The following is a 16,573-nucleotide window of genomic DNA, read 5'->3' on the forward strand; positions in this document are numbered from 1 at the left end:
GCCCGGCTGCGGTGGCTTCGGGTCGGCCGTTCCCGCCGCCTCGAGCTTCGCGACGACGTCCGTCGCCTTGTCGGTGGGGTCGAAGGTCTCCACCCCCTGCGCGCCGGGGAAGGTGCGGTGCGAGACGTGGTAGAAGAGCGGGTTGTGCTCCGTGCTGACCTTCATCGACTCGCGGTACGGCATCGGCACCTTCAGGTACACGCCACCTGAGCTCTCGTCGGCGTTGGCGACGAGCGGGTACACGAACGGCGCGCCCAGGTCGCCGTTCACGACGTCCTGCAGCGGCGCGTCGAGCACGGTCTCGCCGTCCAGCTCGATCCGGATGTCGCCGGTCCTTGTGACGTCCCCCTCGTCGCGGGTGAACCAGATCGAGGCGATCTCGCCCGCGCCTTCGTCGTCGGCGAGGACGCACCGGCCCTCCTCCTGGCGCAGGCACGAGTACGTGCCCTCGAACCCGTCGTCGTTGCCGCCGGTGCGGTCGTAGCTGGAGAACTGGTGCGCCTGGGTGCCGGTGCCGAGCTCGGGCAGGCGGTCGAGCTGCCGGTAGGTCTCCCAGCCGATGGGGCCGAAGTCGGGCGCGGCGGACGCCTGGGCGGGGAACAACACGAGGGCGAGCGCGAGTGCTGCGCCGGTTGCGACTATCCGGGACGACAAACGTTGGACTGACGACATTGTGCGGTCCTAACCGGTTCTGTTCAGTTGTGGTGACGATCCCCCGGACGTGCGGTAGTAGACCTCGAGCTCGGCGATGGAGGTGAAGTGCGCGCCGCCGCCTGGCCGGCCGACCACTCGCACACCGTCACCAAAGGTGTCCGCGAACCTGAACGTGTAGGTCTTGAACGGGCCCGCGGACGCGTCGTACGGGTACCGCGGCGCGACGCGCGCGTCCGGTACGTCGACCCAGCGGAAGTTCTGCCGCACCTGCACCCGCAGGTCGGCGCCGAACCATCCGCCGTCGTCGAAGACCTTGCCCGTCGTGTAGACGACCTCGTTCATCCGGTACGGCTTCGCCCAGGTGAAGCCCCAGTGGTCCAGGGTCTTGTTCTCCTGGTCGAAGCTGTCCTCGCTCCTGGTGCGGTCGCCGTCGTTGTAGTACTCGCCGTGGCCGTAGTGCGCGCTCTTCTCGATGGGCGTCACGCCCGCACCCGAGCGGGCGAGGTTGTCGTGCTGGTCCGGTTCGTTCCCCGGCAGTTGCGGCGTGAACGGCTGCATGGTCAGCTTCCGCAGGTTGAAGGCGTACGTGGCGTCGCCGCACTCCCTGCCGACCCACCAGTTCGACTGCACCCACATCGTCGTGCCGTCGGCGGAGATGAACTTCGACGGGATGACCGTGCCGTAGCCGCCGTTCTTCGGGCCCGGGCAGTCGGCGCCGCGGCCGTACCACGGGTAGCCGCCGAAGTCCTTGGTGAGGAACAGTTTCCACGGTCCCCACGGGGTCGGCGCCTCGTAGAACTCGAACGTGTACTCGGTCCAGGAGGTGTAGAGGTACCGGTCGAGTGCCTTGACGTAGACGACGCCCGCCTGCGAGATCACCGAGAGGTTGTGCAGGTACTGGTCGGCGTTCCGCAGCGTCTTGTACTGCCGCCGTGCGTCGTGCAGCACCGGCCGCTTGGCCCCGATGTCCCTGCGCCACACCGGTGCGCCACCGCTGAGGCCGGCGAAGAACTCCCAGCGGTTCCTGTTCTCCACCGCACCCTTCGGCGCGCGGGCGAGGTAGACGTCGACGGGGTCCGGCACCGTGTCGCTGAACGAGTCGCGCCAGTTGCCGTCCAGGCCGTACGCGTAGACGTAGCGCGCCGCGTCCGCGCCCAGGGCCGCCTCGGCGTCGCGGGAGTCGCGGCCGAAGTCGAGGAAGAAGATCGTGGTGAAGACGTGGTCGGTGAACATCGGTTCCCGCGTCTTGTGCCAGGTGCGCCCGTGGTCGTCGGACCAGGAGACGCTCGCGTTCGGGGCGTCGTTGAACGCGACATCGCCCGGAGGGGTGCGGAGGTCCTGGATCGCGAGGTAGAGGCGACCATCGGCGCAGACGATGCCGGTGGGCTTCCTGTTGTACTTGTCTGGGTCGCCCCAGACGGTGCCGACCTCGTCGGCCGCGGCGAGCCGTTCGCCGTCGATACCAGACTCCGGGTCACCGGTGATCCGGTTGACCACGATGTCCTGCCACTGCTCGTCGCTGAAGCCGCGCCCGTCACCGTTGGCCGAATACAGGGCGTCGTCGTCGGCCCAGCAGGTCGGCACAGGTCGCCGTCGCTGTTGCTGTCCACCGACACCGCGTACTCCACGTCGGCGGTGGCGAAGAAGGTGCTCCTCGCCACGGGAGCCGCCGCGGCGGCTCCGGGGACCCAGAGGCCGGCTGCGGCGGCGCCCGCGACTGCGGCACTGCCGGCCAGGAACCTTCGACGACTGACGTCGCTCATCGCCGTCCTCCTCGCTCGGCGCGGGGGAGTCGGTCCGCGACCGCGGGGATGCCGAACGGCTGGTGCGGTTCGTTCTGGTACCAGTACGCGACGGACGAGTAGTCGTCACTGCGCTTGTTGGCGTGCCCGTGCTCGATGGTGACCCTGATCGACCGCTCGAACGTGATCGGGTCCTCGATGTGGAAGCGGTACATGGAGATGTCGCCGGACCAGTTGGGGCCGCCGGGCAGCGTGATGCCGTGGTACGGCGCGGCGTACGCCTGGTCCGGGCACCAGGCCGTGTTGAAGTAGTCCTCGGTACCGGTGCCGTGCAGCGTCGGCGGCCAGGTGTCACCGTCGATGAAGATCATGTCGTCGCCCTCGCCGTACCAGTTCCACACGTCGGTCTCGCGCAGGTTCCTTATGCTGAGCACGCAGCCGACGTAGTGCCCCCGTCCGGCCGCGTCGAGGATCACGTAGTTGTCCTTGCCGGTGTCGTTCACGCCGCCGAACTGCAGCTCCTCGTTGCTCTCGGCGGGCTCGCCGGAACCGGGGCACGGGTTTGCCCTGCGCCACTGCGCGTGGAACCGGCCGAGCCCGTCGTCGAGCTCGTCGAACTGCTCGTAGTCCACGTAGTAGTAGAGGTAGACGGCCTCCTCGGCCAGCTCGCTCACCACCTCCACCCGTGCCTCGCTGGCGAACGGCATGTGGAAGAAACAGTTGAACGCCTTGCCGTCCTGCGGGCTCATCTGGATGGGTGCCGCGGCGAAGTTGGCGGTGCGGCCGTGACCAACGCCGAAGAAGTCGCCGACCGGCACCAGGACGCTCGGCTCCTCCTCGCCGTCCCAGTAGATCCGCAGCAGGAGGCGGCGCAGGAAGTCCGGCTCGCGTGTACCTGGCGTGATGGCCATGGTCTCGTTGGCGATCGTCATCCAGATATGGTTGATCGAGCCTGCGCCCTGCAGATCGGCCAGCGTCGAGGTCGCTCCCGGCCGCAGCGTGACCCTGTCGTCGTTGCCGCCCGAGGTGTCCCAACTGGATGCCCTGCCACGGCGTGACGTCCGCAGCCGCGGCAGATCGCGCAGGCTGCTGCCGAACTGGCCGTAACCATTCACCACTGCGTCCCCCTAGTGCATTCCGGAGACCTTGATGGTCTCGATCATCTTTCGCTGGAAGACGAAGAACAGCGCCAGCGTCGGTAGGGCCGCCACCGTCGAAGCGGCCATGACGTAGTTCCACGAGGCGGCGTACTGGCTCTGGAAGCTCACCATCCCCACCTGGATCATCCAGAGCTCGGGGCGCTCCGTGATGGTGAGCGGCCACAGGAAGGCGTTCCAGTTGGCCAGGAAGAAGAACACGGCGAGCGCGCCGAGCAGCGGGCGGCTGAGCGGCAGCACGACGTGGCGGTAGATGCCCCAGTAGCCGAGTCCTTCGACGGCGGCGGCATCCTCCAGCTCGCGCGGCAGCGATAGGTAGAACTGGCGGAGGAAGAAGATGCCGAACGCGTTGAAGATCGCCGGCAGGATGAGGCCGGCGTATGAGTCCAGCAGGTTCAGCGTCTTAGCCACGAAGAACAGCGGTACGAGGATCACCGGCACCGAGACGAGCAGGGTGGCGAAGATGCCGGTGAAGATGACGTCGCGCCCGGGGAAGCGCAGCCGCGCGAGCGCGTACGCCGCCATCGAGTGGAACAGCAGTGCGATGAGCGTGACCATCGCCGCGACGAAGGCGCTGTTGAGGATGTAGCGCACCAGTGGCGCCCGCGTGAACACGTAGCGGAAGTTGTCGAAGGTCGGGTCTGTGGGGATGGGGGAGAGGCTGTAGATCTCGTCCGCCGGCTTGAACGCGCCCGACGCCATCCAGACCAGCGGTGCCACGGTGAGCAGTGCGAGGAACGCGATGGCGAGCCAGAGCGCGAGCCGACCGATGCGCTGGGAGCTGCGCCCCGGTCCGTCGGCCGCGTGCCTATTCGAGCTCAAAGCGGCCGCCTCTCGTCAGGGCGAACATCGTGAGCATCCCGGCGAACAAGATGAACGCGACGAACGACGCCATCGCTGCTGCGTACCCGAAGTCGCTGTACTGGAACGCCTGTTGGTAGATGTAGAAGATCGCCAGCGACGTGGAGTTCGCCGGCCCGCCTTTGGTCATGACGTAGACCAGGTCGAACGCCTGGAGTCCGCCGACGCCGGTGATGATGGTCATGAGGAGCACGAACAGGCTGGTGGGCTTAAGCATCGGCCAGGTGACGTACCTGAAGCTCTGCAGCGGACCGGCGCCGTCGATCCGCGCCGCGTCGTAATAGTGGCGTGGGATGTCCTGTAGGCCGGCGAGGAAGATCGCGCATCACGTAGTACGTGCGCACCTGCCGCTCGAGCAGCTCGGGGGTGAGCTGCTTGCCGTCGTAGTGCACGCCGGCGGCGTGCCGTTCCAGCCAGCTCACCGCCTGCTTCACCCTGGACGCCTCGGCGCTCTCCGCTCGCCGTACCAGTTCCCACTGGTCGATCTCCTCGACGTCCATGCCGAACTTGGAGATCCACTGGTCGGCGTTCGCGACCGCCGTGTACATGCCCATCGGCCGCCCGCCGATCCGGCCGAAGGTGGAGCCGCGCAGCCCTCGGACGGCGGTGGCCGCGCGCACCTGGACGAGGATGCCGTCGAGCACCTCGGCGGAGCGGATGTCGCCCCAGGCGCGGTGTGGACATGGCCGATCTGGTCGAGTGCGCCGCCACCGGCGAGCATGCCGACCATGCCCGGCTGCACCGGGTCGATGCTGCCGTAGAGCAGCAGCGGTCCCGTGGTCTCGGCCGCCGCGAGCATGGTGAAGTGCGGGAACGCCCACACCGGGTAGTGGAAGATCGTCAGGTCGGGCCTGGCATCGGCGATCCGGCGGGCTTCTGCGGTGGCGAGCTCGTTGGTCCATACCGGCTCGTGCGCACGGACGACCTCGTGGCCGGCGCCTTCGAGCGCGGCGGCGAGCGCCCTCTCGGCGTCGGTGCAGAACGTGGTGAGGTCGCCGGCGACGAAGTCGCGGCCGTCCGACATGGTGAGTAGTCCGATACGTGCCACGGGCCAGCTCCTTCCGCAGACCGCTGTGTCCAGGAGGTACGGTAAATCGATTTCTAAATCGATTTCTGGAGAGGACTGTAGGTGGGTGTCGTGAGGGTGTCAATGGGGCGTCTGGCCCTACGGTGAATCGTTCACACCGTGACGACGCGGGTAGCTGCGCTTCGGTAACAGGAGGGGATGGGCATGGTGACCACGATCCGCGACGTCGCTGGCGCGGCAGGGGTGTCACCGGCGACGGTGTCGCGCGTACTCAACCAACGGGTCGAGGTGGCCGCGGACCTCAGAGACCGGGTGAACGCGGCGGTGCAGGAGCTCGGCTACCGGCCGAACGGGCCGGCGCGCAGCTTGCGTAAACGCGCGACGACCGTACTCGGCATCATCATCCCCGACGTGCAGAACCCGTTCTTCACGGCGATGGTGCGCGGCATCGAGGACACGGCGCAGCGCGCCGGGTACTCCGTGGTGCTCGCGAACACCGACGAGGACCAGGACAAGCAGCAGCGCTACCTGGAGGTGGCCGCGGCGGAGCAGCTGGCCGGCGTCGTGCTCGCCCCGGCGCGGCAGAGCAACCGCGGGCTTGAGGTGCTCGTCGGCCAGGGCATCCCGGTCGTCACCGTCGACCGGCGGTTGCGCGACGGCCCGGTGGACAGCGTGGTGGTCAACAACCACAAGGCGGCCAAGGACGCCACGAAGCACCTGATCGACCGCGGCCGGCGGCGGATCGGGATCGTCGCCGGCCTGCTGAGCACCACGACCGGTGCCCGGCGGTTGGCCGGCTACAAGGCCGCGCTGAAGCAGGCGGGGATCGAGCTGGACGAGGAGCTCGTCGCGAAGGCGGACTTCCGGCTGGAGGGCGGGTACCAGGCGGCGAAGCAGCTGCTCGACCGCGGCCGGCCGGACGCCGTGTTCGCGTCCAACAACCTGATGACCATCGGCACCCTGCAGGCGCTGGCCGAGGCCGGGGTGGCCATCCCGGACGACGTCGCCGTGGTCGGCTTCGACGACATCAGCTGGGCGACGGCGCTGCGGCCGCCGCTGACGGCCGTAAGGCAGCCCACGTACGAGATTGGAGCGCGGGCGGCCGAGCTGCTGCTCGGCCGGGTGGCCGGCGACGCGGCCGAGCCGCGCCACGTCGTGCTGTCCGCAGAACTGGTCGTGCGCGGCAGCAGCTAGCCGCCGGCCGCTAGGCTCGGGGCGTGCTGCACGTGGGACTCACCGGTGGGATCGGTTCGGGCAAGAGCGAGGTGACCAAGCGCCTGGCCGCGCTCGGCGCCGTGGTGACCGACGCCGACGTGCTCTCCCGCGAGGTGGTTGCCCCTGGCACGCCGGGTCTGGCGGAGATCGTCGAGGCGTTCGGGCCGGAGATGCTCGCGGCGGACGGTTCGCTCGACCGGCCGCGGCTCGGGCAAGTGGTGTTCGCCGACGACACGGCCAGGCAGCGCCTGGAGGCGATCGTCCACCCGAAGGTGCGGGCCAGGCGCAACGAGCTGGTCGCCGCGGCACCGGCGGACGCGATCGTGGTCGATGACGTGCCGCTGCTGGTCGAGGCCGACCTGGCCGGCGGCTACGACGTGGTCGTGGTCGTGGACGCCCCGGACGAGGTGCGGCTGCAGCGGCTGGTCGGCCACCGCGGCATGACCGAGGCGGACGCCAGGGCGCGGCTGGACGCGCAGGCCCCCAGGGAGGAGCGGCTCGCGGTCGCCGACCTGGTCGTCACCAACGACACCGACCTGGACACCCTGGACGAGCGCGTCCGCCGGCTGTGGGCCGAGCTCACCGCCCGTGCCCAGGCATGACGGTCGCGACGGCGGTTGTCGGTGGCGCGACGTACGGTGGTCTAGGTCCGGTGACGAGGGCCCGGTAACGAGGGGAGGGTGCCGTGCGTCCGGTGACTGACCTGACCAGGAAGGTCGCGCCGTTCCAGGTGGTCAGCGAGTTGCAGCCTGCCGGTGACCAGCCCGCGGCGATCGCCGCCTTGCAGAAGCGGATCGAGGCCGGCGAGCAAGACTCTGTGCTGCTCGGCGCCACCGGTACGGGGAAGACGGCGTCGGTGGCCTGGTTGGTCGAACAGCTGCAGCGGCCCGCCCTGATCATGCAGCCCAACAAGACGCTCGCCGCCCAGTTCGCCAACGAGCTGCGCGAGATGCTGCCGAACAACGCGGTCGAGTACTTCGTCTCGTACTACGACTACTACCAGCCAGAGGCGTACATCCCGCAGTCCGACACGTACATCGAGAAGGACTCGTCGATCAACGAGGAGGTGGAGAAGCTCCGCCACCGGGCCACCGCCTCGCTGCTGACCAGGCGCGACGTGGTGGTGGTGTCCACCGTCTCCTGCATCTACGGCCTGGGTACGCCGCAGGAGTACGTCGACCGGATGATCTGGCTGAAGACCGGGCAGGAGTTCGACCGCGACGCGCTGCTGCGCCGGCTGGTGCAGGTGCAGTACACCCGCAACGACCTGGCGTTCACCCGCGGCACGTTCCGGGTGCGCGGCGACACCATCGAGGTGTTCCCCGTCTACGAGGAGCACATCGTCAGGATCGAGATGTTCGGCGACGAGATCGAGCGGCTGCAGACCCTCCACCCGGTCACCGGTGAGGTGATCCTCGAGGAGGACGAGATGTACGTCTTCCCGGCCACCCACTACGTCGCCGGCCCGGAGCGGATGGAGCGGGCGGCCGGCGCGATCGAGGAGGAGCTGGCGGAGCGGCTGGCCGAGCTCGAGGGGCAGGGGAAGCTGCTCGAGGCGCAGCGGCTGCGCATGCGCACCACGTACGACCTGGAGATGATGCGCCAGGTGGGCAGCTGCTCGGGCATCGAGAACTACTCCAGGCACATCGACGGCCGCGAGCCCGGCAGCGCCCCGAACTGCCTGCTCGACTTCTTCCCCGAGGACTTCCTGCTCGTCGTCGACGAGTCGCACTACACCGTCCCGCAGATCGGCGGCATGTACGAGGGCGACATGTCGCGCAAGCGCACGCTGGTCGACCACGGGTTCCGGCTGCCCAGCGCCGTGGACAACCGGCCGCTGCGGTGGGAGGAGTTCCTGGAGCGGATCGGGCAGACGCTGTACCTGTCCGCGACCCCAGGGCCGTACGAGCTGGATCGCACCGGCGGCGACGTCGTCGAACAGGTGATCCGGCCGACCGGCCTGGTCGACCCGCAGGTCGAGGTACGGCCGACGAAGGGCCAGATCGACGACCTGATCGAGGAGATCAGGGCGCGGGCGGAGCGCGACGAGCGGATCCTCGTCACCACGCTGACCAAGAAGATGGCCGAGGACCTCACCGACTACCTGCTCGAGATGGGCATCAGGGTGCGGTACCTGCACAGCGAGGTCGACACGCTGCGCCGGGTGCAGCTGCTGCGCGAGCTGCGGGTCGGCGAGTTCGACGTGCTCGTCGGCATCAACCTGCTGCGTGAGGGCCTGGACCTCCCCGAGGTGTCGCTGGTCGCGATCTTGGACGCCGACAAGGAGGGCTTCCTGCGCAGCGGGACGTCCCTGATCCAGACCATCGGCCGGGCGGCGAGGAACGTCTCCGGCCGGGTGGTGATGTACGCCGACCAGGTGACCGACTCGATGACGCACGCCCTCGACGAGACCGACCGGCGGCGGGACAAGCAGCTCGCGTACAACGCGGAGAACGGCATCGACCCGCAGCCGCTGCGGAAGAAGATCGCGGACATCCTCGACACCATCGCGACCGAGGACGCCGACACCGAGCAGCTGGTCGGCGGCGCCGGCCGGCAGCGCAGCCGCGGGAAGGCACCGGTGCCCGAGCTCGCGTCCCGGGCCAGCACCGGTGACCGCTCCGCCGGGCTCGCCGAGCTGCCGGCGACCGACCTGGAGGACCTTATCGGTCAGCTCACCGAGCAGATGCACTCGGCGGCCGCCGAGCTGCAGTTCGAGCTCGCCGCGAGGCTGCGCGACGAGGTGGGTGAGCTGAAGCGGGAACTGCGCGGCATGCGGGAGGCAGGAGTGCGCTGACCTGGGAAGTTGACGCGATGTGACACGCCGCACCCTCCCGGTATCCGGGGTGGTTCGTAGGTTAGGGTTGCCTCGGACAAGTTCACGGGAGGGGAGTATCCCCCGCGGCTGCATCGTCATCACGGTGACTTCACCCGGTGCCGCCGGCTCGCTTACGCGGCGGGCGGGAGAGACCTCCGGCAATTCGATCGAAGTGCCGGAGGGCATTCTTGGACGTTCACCTGTATGCGTGGCTGGCCACGATCGCCGGCTTGGCGATCGTGCTGATCGGTGGTTTGATCCTCGACCACCGCAACCCGCACGAAGTCACCATGAAGCAGGCCACGCGAGGCATCGTGATCTACGTCAGCCTCGCGATCCTGTTCGGCCTCGGGGTGTTGTTCTTCGGCGGGCCGCAGTACGCGATCGAGTACTACACCGGCTACGTGCTCGAGTACAGCCTGAGCGTCGACAACCTCTTCGTGTTCGTCGTGATCATGTCGCAGTTCGCGGTGCCGAAGCGCAGCCAGCACGAGGTGCTGCTCGTCGGGATCCTGCTGGCGCTGATCCTGCGCGGCCTGTTCATCGCGGTCGGCGCGACGGTGATCGCGCACTTCTCCTGGGTCTTCTACATCTTCGGCGCGTTCCTCATCTACACCGCGATCCAGATGGCGCGGCACCGGAACGACGATGACGAGGAGGTCAAGGAGAACATCGTCCTCCGGATCGTGAAGAAGCGGCTGCCGGCCACCGACCAGTACGACGGGGTGAAGCTCACCACGTACATCGACGGCAAGCGGCTGTTCACCCCGATGCTGATCGTGATGATCGCCATCGGCAGCACCGACCTGATGTTCGCGCTGGACTCGATCCCGGCGATCTTCGGGGTGACCAAGGAGCCGTACCTGGTCTTCACCGCGAACATGTTCGCGCTGATGGGCCTGCGGCAGCTGTTCTTCCTGATCGGTGGGCTGCTCGACCGGCTGGTGTACCTGTCCGTGGGCCTCGCCGTGGTGCTCGGCTTCGTCGGGGTGAAGCTCATCCTCGAGGCGTTGCACAGCAGCGGCCTGCACTGGGCGCCGGAGATCCACCCGGCGGTGTCGCTCGGCGTCATCATCGTGGTCCTGACCGTCACGACCATCGCCAGCCTGATGAAGAAGAAGGACGAGCCGGAGCACACCGAGCCCCCGACCGTCGACGACGGCCCGCGTCCCGAGCCGCACGGCGCGGTGGGCAGCCACCACCTGGCGCCGCAGCCGATGGGCCTGGCCTACGGCAGCCCGGCGACAGCGCAGCCGACCGCGGCCAACGACGCCGCCGACCACGAGGCCGGCACCCCCGCAGACGGCGCGTCCGCGGACGGCGAGGCGGACCCGGCCGACCGCCAGACCGACGGTGCCGCCCACTCGACGGACCGCCAGACCGACGGCGCCGCACCCGCGGACGGTGGCGACCGGCGGGACGCCGCATCCACGGACGGCGCTGCGAACTCGACCGACCAGCAGGCCGCCGCGCCCCAGGACGGCACCGCCGACCCGACCAACGGCCGAGACGCCGCATCCGCGGACGGCGCGGACGACGTGCAGCAGCCGTGGGAACACCACCGCCGTTCCTGACCACCGTCCGGCAATTGTCTCGGCCGCGGGTGAGGTTAGGCTGCACTTGCTTTTTCGGTGCCCGGCCGAATTTTTCGCGTATAGCGAGTTTTCTGCGCGGTATTCGGCCGGGTTAGGCTCGGCTACCCCCGGGGCCGGTCGCTAGAGTCGAAGACATGCGTGGAAACAAGAAGACCGGGGGGCAGTCGAAGTTCATCGAGCTGCTCCACGAACAGATCAGACATGAGTTCAGCGCCCACCAGCAGTACATCGCGGTGGCCGTCTGGTACGACGGGCAGAGCCTGCCGCGGTTGGCCAGTCACTTCTACCGGCAGGCACTGGAAGAACGCAACCACGCGATGATGATCGTGCGGTACTTGCTCGATCAGGGAATTGACGTCCACATTCCCGGTGTCGACGAGGTGCGTAATGACTTCGGCAGTGCGCGGGATCCGGTGGAACTCGCGCTCGCCCAGGAAAAGGAAGTCACCGACCAGTTCGTCGAGTTAGCGAAGACCGCCCGCGACGAAGGCGACTACTTGGGCGAGCAGTTCCTCCAGTGGTTCCTCCACGAGCAGGTCGAGGAAGTCGCACAGATGGGCTCGTTGCTCACCATCGTGGACCGCGCCGGCGACAACCTCTTCCACGTCGAGGAGTTCCTCGCCAGGGAGCAGGTCGGCGGCGGCGGCTCGGAGCTGCATCAGCCGGTCGCTGCCGGCGGCGCCGTCTGACGACCGGCGTCACAGCTCGAGCTTGTAGCCGACGTGAGTGGCGGTGAAGCCGAGCCGTTCGTAGAAGTCGTGCGCCCGTGTGCGCGAGTTGTCCGAGGTGAGTTGCACCAGCCGGCAGCCGCGCGCACGGGCCTCGTCGATCGCCCACCGCATGAGCACCGACCCGACGCCCGCGCCGCGCCCGCCGCTGCGCACCCGCACGCCCTCGATCTGGCCGCGGCTCGCCGCGGTCCTCGCGAGCCCGGGGACGACGGTCAGCTGCAGCGTGCCGACGATGCCCGTCTCGTCCTCGGCGACCAGTACGTACTGGCGCGGGTCGTCGGCGAGCGCACGGAACGCCTCCTGGTAGGGCCTGAGGTCGTCCGGCGTCTCACGGGTGGCGCCGAGCGGGTCGTCCGCCAACAGTCCGACGAGTGCGGCGATGTCGTCCGTCGTCGCCTGCCGGACCGTCGTAGGCACCTGTGACCTCCGCTCTTTCCGATGCCCGCACGGGGGTGCCCGCCGCCGTACGTCTCCCGATACGGTATCCCGGTTACCACGTTACGTAGAGGGACGTTCCACGGTAGGTGCAGGTGACGGACCAGTTGACGGATCGCCCGCAGGTGGAGACGAAGGACCGAGCGGCGACCGAAGAGGCGGATGCCATCGACCTCGACCAGGGGATGGCGACCGCCGACGAAGTCGACGCCACCGCGACCCTGGACCAACCGGTCGCCCGGGACGTACCGGACACCCAGCCGCCGGAACCGGCGGACGAAGCGGCGCAGCCGGCGGAGTCGGCACCGAAGCGGCGCAGCGAGCCGGCCGACGCAGCGGTGGCCGACGGCGCCGTGGCGCCGTCCGAGGCCGCCCTGCCCGCCCTGGTCGAGCGGTCGACCGGCAGGGACGCACACCTGGACAACGTCAAGTTCGTGGCGATCGCGCTGGTCGTCGTCGGACACCTCTGGGGGCCGATGCTGGCGTGGAGCCAGACGCTGTTGGCCGCCTACCTGCTCCTCTACACCGTGCACATGCCGATCTTCGTGCTGCTGTCCGGGTACTTCTCGCGGCACTTCACCGCGAGCCCGCGGCAGGCCAGGAGCCTGGTGCGGTCGGTCGTCGCCCCGTACCTCATCGTCGAGACGGGGTTCTGCCTGTTCAGGTACTTCGGCGACGACCAGCAGCTGGAGTTCGCGCTGCAGGACCCGTGGTGGGTTACCTGGTTCCTCGTGACGCTGTTCTTCTGGCGGCTGTCCGCGCCGTTGTGGCGGGTCGTGCGGTTCCCGATCGTGCTCGCCGTCGCGATCAGCCTGGCCGCGGGCTCGCAGCAGCTGACGGAGACGTTCGAGCTCGGACGGTTGCTGCAGTACCTGCCGTTCTTCGTGCTCGGCATGTCGCTGCGCCGGGAGCACTTCGAGTGGCTCCGCACCAGGTGGGCGCGGATCGCGGCGGTGCCGGTGCTCGCCGGCGCGTTCTACCTGGCCTACGTGTTCGCGCCGATGGTGAGCGTGGAGTGGGTGTACTGGCGGCTGGGCAACGACGAGCTGGACGTGACGTACCCGGTGTTCGCCGGCGTGAAGCTGCTGCAGCTGGCCGCCACCGTGCTGGTGATCGCGGCGGTCATCGCCCTGGTGCCGACGCGCCGGCTGCCGATCCTGACCGCGTTCGGCGCGGTGAGCATGTTCGCGTACCTGCTGCACGGCTTCGTCGCAAAGGGCGCGGAGTGGTGGGGCTTCTACGACCACCCGTTCATCCACACCCACCTCGGCATCGCCGTGGTGACGCTCGGCTCGGTGGCACTGACCTTCGTGCTGTGTTCGCCGCCGGTGCAGGTGCTGTTCTCCTGGGCGGTGCAGCCGAAGCTCGACGGCTGGATGCGCGGCGGCGCGGCGGACCGCTGAGCCGCGCGCCGGTCAGCGGAAGGCCGACTCGCCGGTCAGGGCCTGGCCGATCACCAGCTGGTGCACCTCGCTCGTGCCCTCGTAGGTGAGCACCGACTCGAGGTTGTTCGCGTGCCTGATCACCGGGTACTCGAGCGTGACGCCGTTCGCGCCCAGGATGGTTCGGCACTCCCTGGCGATCGCGATCGCCTCGCGGACGTTGTTGAGCTTGCCCAGGCTCACCTGCTGCGGCCGGAGCGTGCCGGCGTCCTTCAGCCGGCCGAGGTGCAACGCGAGCAGCATGCCCTTGCCGAGCTCCAGGGTCATGTCGGCGAGCTTGGTCTGGGTGATCTGGTAGCCGCTCAGCGGCCGGTCGAACACCTCGCGGTCGGCGGCGTACGCGATCGCGGTCTGCAGACAGTCACGGGCGGCGCCGATCGCGCCGAAGATGATGCCGAAGCGGGCTTCGCTGAGGCAGCCGAGCGGGCCGGCGAGCCCGCGGGCGTTCGGGAGCATCGCGTCCTCGGGCAGCCGGACGTCGTCGAGGACCAGCTCGGAGGTCACGGACGCGCGCAGCGACATCTTCTTCGTGATCTCCGGTGCGGAGAACCCGGCGGTGTCGGTCGGCACCAGGAAGCCGCGGACGCCGTCGTCGGTACGTGCCCACACCACCGCGACGTCGGCGACGGATCCGTTGGTGATCCACATCTTCGTGCCGTTGAGCACCCAGTCGGAGCCGTCGCGCTTGGCGTGCGTGCGCATGCCGCCGGGGTTGGAGCCGAAGTCCGGCTCGGTGAGGCCGAAGCAGCCGATCAGCTCGCCGGCGGCCATGCCGGGCAGCCAGCGCTGCTTCTGCTCCTCGCTGCCGTACGCGTGGATCGCGTACATCGCAAGCGACCCCTGTACGGAGACCAGGCTGCGGATGCCGGAGTCCGCGGCCTCCAGTTCGAGGCAGGTGATGCCGTACGCGGTCGCGCTCGCGCCGGCGCAGCCGTACCCGCTGAGGTGCATGCCGAGCACACCGAGCTGGCCGAGCTCACGGGCGAGCTCCCTGGCCGGGACGTGGCCCGCCTCGAACCAGTCGGCCAGGTGCGGCCGGATCCGGTCGCCGCAGAACGCGGCCATCGTCTCGCGCATGGCCCGTTCCTCGTCGGAGAGCAGCCCGTCGATGTCGAACAGCTCCAGGGGAGTGGCGGCACGGTCGGTCGACGGCATAGCGGCTCCTCAAACGCTCAGCACCTTACATCGGATCCAATGTACAACCCGCGGCCGCTCATCCGCAGCCCAGGTGTCGCACGTCACCTACCCCACGATGGACCATCGTGGCGGCGTCGACCGGAGGAACGGATCAGCTGGCCTCGGGGGCCTGCTGGTGGGCCGGGTTGAGTACGCGGGCGAGGAACGCCTGGGTGCGGGGCTCCTGCGGGTCGCCGATCACCTGGGCCGGCTCGCCCCGTTCGACGATGAGGCCGTCGTCCATGAAGAGGACGGTGTCGGCGACCTCGCGGGCGAACTGCATCTCGTGGGTGACGACGAGCATGGTCATGCCTTCGACGGCGAGGGTCTTCATCACGCCGAGTACGTCGCCGACCAGCTCGGGGTCGAGTGCGGACGTGGGCTCGTCGAAGAGCATCAGCTCGGGGTCCATGGACAGCGCCCGGGCGATCGCCACCCGCTGCTGCTGGCCGCCGGAGAGCTGGCTCGGCATCGCCGTCTCGCGGCCGGTGAGGCCGACCTTCGCCAGGTTCTCCTGCGCGACGCCCGCCGCCTCCGCCTGGCTGCGCCGCAACACCTTGCGCTGGGCGACGGTCAGGTTGTTCTGCACCGTCAGGTGCCGGAACAGGTTGAACGACTGGAACACCATGCCGATCCGCTTGCGGGAGGCGTCGATGTCGGCGTCCGGGTCGGTGAGCTCCACGCCGGCCACCTCGACGGTGCCGCCGGTCGGCTGCTCCAGCATGTTCACGCACCGCAGCAGCGTCGACTTGCCGGAACCGGACGGGCCGATGACGCACACCACCTGCCCGCGCTCCACCTCCAGGTCGATGCCGCGTAACACCTCGACATCGCCGAACGACTTGTGCAGGTCAGTGACCCGGACGACGGGCTCGTTCTGGATGACTGTCTCGCTCATGCCTGCACCTGCACTCCGGTGGCCTCCGGTGAGCCGACGGTCTTGCCGCCCGTCTGCCGCTCGAGCCTGCGGGACAGGTACGACAGCGGGATGGTGATGATCAGGTAGCACAGCCCGGTGAACAGCAGCGGCGTCAGCGACAGGCTGGTGTTGAGCGCTTCGCGGCCGAACTTGGTGAGCTCGTACTGGTCCCTGGCCAGGCCGAGCAGGTAGATCAGCGACGAGTCCTTGGTCAGCAGGATCAGTTCGTTGGTCAGCGGCGGCAGCACGATGCGGAACGCCTGCGGGATCACCACGGTGATCATCGTGCGCCCCTGCGACATGCCGAGCGACCGCGCGGCCTCGACCTGCCCGGTGTCGACCGCCTGGATGCCCGCCCGGATGGTCTCGGCCATGTACGCGGCGCCGACCAGGCCGAGCGACAACATCACCGTGGAGTAGATGTCGAAGCGCAGCTGGAACGCCAGCGGCACGCCGAAGCCGAACGTCACGAAGACGAGCAGGGCGGGCACCCCGCGGAAGAACTCGATGTACGTGGTGGCGATCCACCGGTAGGGCGGCACCGACGACAGCTTCATCAGCGCCAGCGGCAACGCGAGCAGCAGCCCGAAGCCGAACCCGAGCAGCGAGTAGATCAGCGTGTTCACCAGCGCCGTGGTGAAGATCGCAGGTATCTGCTCGGCGGCGACCGGGAGGTTGAAGAACGCGCGGACGATCTCGCCCCAGTCCGCGACGAGCGCCAACACCCCGATCGCCGCGACGAGCACGACGTACTGCACAGCGCGGGTTACCTGGCCGCGCTTCCGCTTGGACATTGCCATC

General features: G+C 68.8%; 13 protein-coding genes and 2 pseudogenes. 6 read left to right on the forward strand and 9 right to left on the reverse strand.

The window, feature by feature from the left end; translation table 11 throughout:
* Positions 1 to 1,529: 1,529 nt before the first annotated feature.
* The 5 genes and pseudogenes from GEV07_10285 to GEV07_10305 all read right to left on the reverse strand — a co-directional run bounded on the left by GEV07_10285 (position 1,530) and on the right by GEV07_10305 (position 5,462).
* Positions 1,530 to 2,417: a twin-arginine translocation signal domain-containing protein gene (locus GEV07_10285; GenBank protein ID MQA03086.1), complete on the reverse strand. Its 888-nt coding sequence runs from the start codon at positions 2,415 to 2,417 to the stop codon at positions 1,530 to 1,532.
* Positions 2,414 to 3,511: a DUF2961 domain-containing protein gene (locus tag GEV07_10290; protein MQA03087.1), complete on the reverse strand. Its 1,098-nt coding sequence runs from the start codon at positions 3,509 to 3,511 to the stop codon at positions 2,414 to 2,416. The genes GEV07_10285 and GEV07_10290 overlap by 4 nt, the downstream gene beginning before the upstream one ends.
* 12 nt (positions 3,512 to 3,523) lie before the next feature.
* Positions 3,524 to 4,255 (reverse strand): ABC transporter permease subunit, encoded by a 732-nt coding sequence (locus tag GEV07_10295; protein MQA03088.1) that lies wholly within the window; start codon positions 4,253 to 4,255, stop codon positions 3,524 to 3,526.
* 106 nt (positions 4,256 to 4,361) lie between these two features.
* Positions 4,362 to 4,733, reverse strand: coding sequence for an ABC transporter permease subunit (locus GEV07_10300; protein MQA03089.1), 372 nt, complete (start codon positions 4,731 to 4,733; stop codon positions 4,362 to 4,364).
* Positions 4,624 to 5,462: pseudogene (locus tag GEV07_10305) on the reverse strand (hypothetical protein). The gene GEV07_10300 and the pseudogene GEV07_10305 overlap by 110 nt, the downstream one beginning before the upstream one ends.
* Before the next feature lie 186 nt (positions 5,463 to 5,648).
* Here GEV07_10305 and GEV07_10310 point away from each other — a divergent pair.
* The 5 genes and pseudogenes from GEV07_10310 (at position 5,649) to GEV07_10330 (ending at position 11,758) form a co-directional block, all read left to right on the forward strand.
* Positions 5,649 to 6,635, forward strand: a complete 987-nt coding sequence (locus GEV07_10310; protein ID MQA03090.1) for a substrate-binding domain-containing protein — start codon at positions 5,649 to 5,651, stop codon at positions 6,633 to 6,635.
* Positions 6,636 to 6,667: 32 nt separating this feature from the next.
* Complete coding sequence (locus GEV07_10315) at positions 6,668 to 7,258, forward strand: dephospho-CoA kinase (GenBank protein MQA03091.1); 591 nt, start codon at positions 6,668 to 6,670, stop codon at positions 7,256 to 7,258.
* A gap of 83 nt (positions 7,259 to 7,341) precedes the next feature.
* The gene (gene uvrB / locus GEV07_10320; GenBank protein ID MQA03092.1) at positions 7,342 to 9,453 is read left to right on the forward strand and encodes an excinuclease ABC subunit UvrB; all 2,112 of its coding nucleotides are present in this window, start codon (positions 7,342 to 7,344) and stop codon (positions 9,451 to 9,453) included.
* 209 nt (positions 9,454 to 9,662) lie between these two features.
* Positions 9,663 to 10,607 (forward strand): annotated as a pseudogene (locus GEV07_10325) (TerC/Alx family metal homeostasis membrane protein).
* A gap of 596 nt (positions 10,608 to 11,203) precedes the next feature.
* A complete protein-coding gene (locus GEV07_10330; GenBank protein ID MQA03093.1) occupies positions 11,204 to 11,758 on the forward strand; it encodes a ferritin in 555 nt (184 codons plus the stop codon).
* Between the two features lie 9 nt (positions 11,759 to 11,767).
* Here GEV07_10330 and GEV07_10335 read toward each other — a convergent pair whose 3' ends face one another.
* Positions 11,768 to 12,217 (reverse strand): GNAT family N-acetyltransferase, encoded by a 450-nt coding sequence (locus tag GEV07_10335; protein ID MQA03094.1) that lies wholly within the window; start codon positions 12,215 to 12,217, stop codon positions 11,768 to 11,770.
* A gap of 113 nt (positions 12,218 to 12,330) precedes the next feature.
* On the opposite strand from GEV07_10335, the gene GEV07_10340 reads away from it, so the two are divergent.
* Entirely contained in the window at positions 12,331 to 13,638 is a 1,308-nt protein-coding gene (locus tag GEV07_10340) for an acyltransferase family protein (GenBank protein ID MQA03095.1), read from the forward strand.
* 12 nt (positions 13,639 to 13,650) lie between these two features.
* Here GEV07_10340 and GEV07_10345 read toward each other — a convergent pair whose 3' ends face one another.
* The 3 genes from GEV07_10345 to GEV07_10355 all read right to left on the reverse strand — a co-directional run bounded on the left by GEV07_10345 (position 13,651) and on the right by GEV07_10355 (position 16,572).
* Complete coding sequence (locus GEV07_10345) at positions 13,651 to 14,832, reverse strand: acyl-CoA dehydrogenase (GenBank protein MQA03096.1); 1,182 nt, start codon at positions 14,830 to 14,832, stop codon at positions 13,651 to 13,653.
* A gap of 133 nt (positions 14,833 to 14,965) precedes the next feature.
* Positions 14,966 to 15,751: an ATP-binding cassette domain-containing protein gene (locus GEV07_10350; protein MQA03097.1), complete on the reverse strand. Its 786-nt coding sequence runs from the start codon at positions 15,749 to 15,751 to the stop codon at positions 14,966 to 14,968.
* Positions 15,748 to 16,572: an ABC transporter permease subunit gene (locus GEV07_10355; GenBank protein ID MQA03098.1), complete on the reverse strand. Its 825-nt coding sequence runs from the start codon at positions 16,570 to 16,572 to the stop codon at positions 15,748 to 15,750. The genes GEV07_10350 and GEV07_10355 overlap by 4 nt, the downstream gene beginning before the upstream one ends.
* Between the last annotated feature and the right edge of the window lies 1 nt (position 16,573).

The sequence above is a fragment of the Streptosporangiales bacterium genome, assembly GCA_009379825.1.
Lineage (GTDB): Bacteria > Actinomycetota > Actinomycetes > Streptosporangiales > WHST01 > WHST01.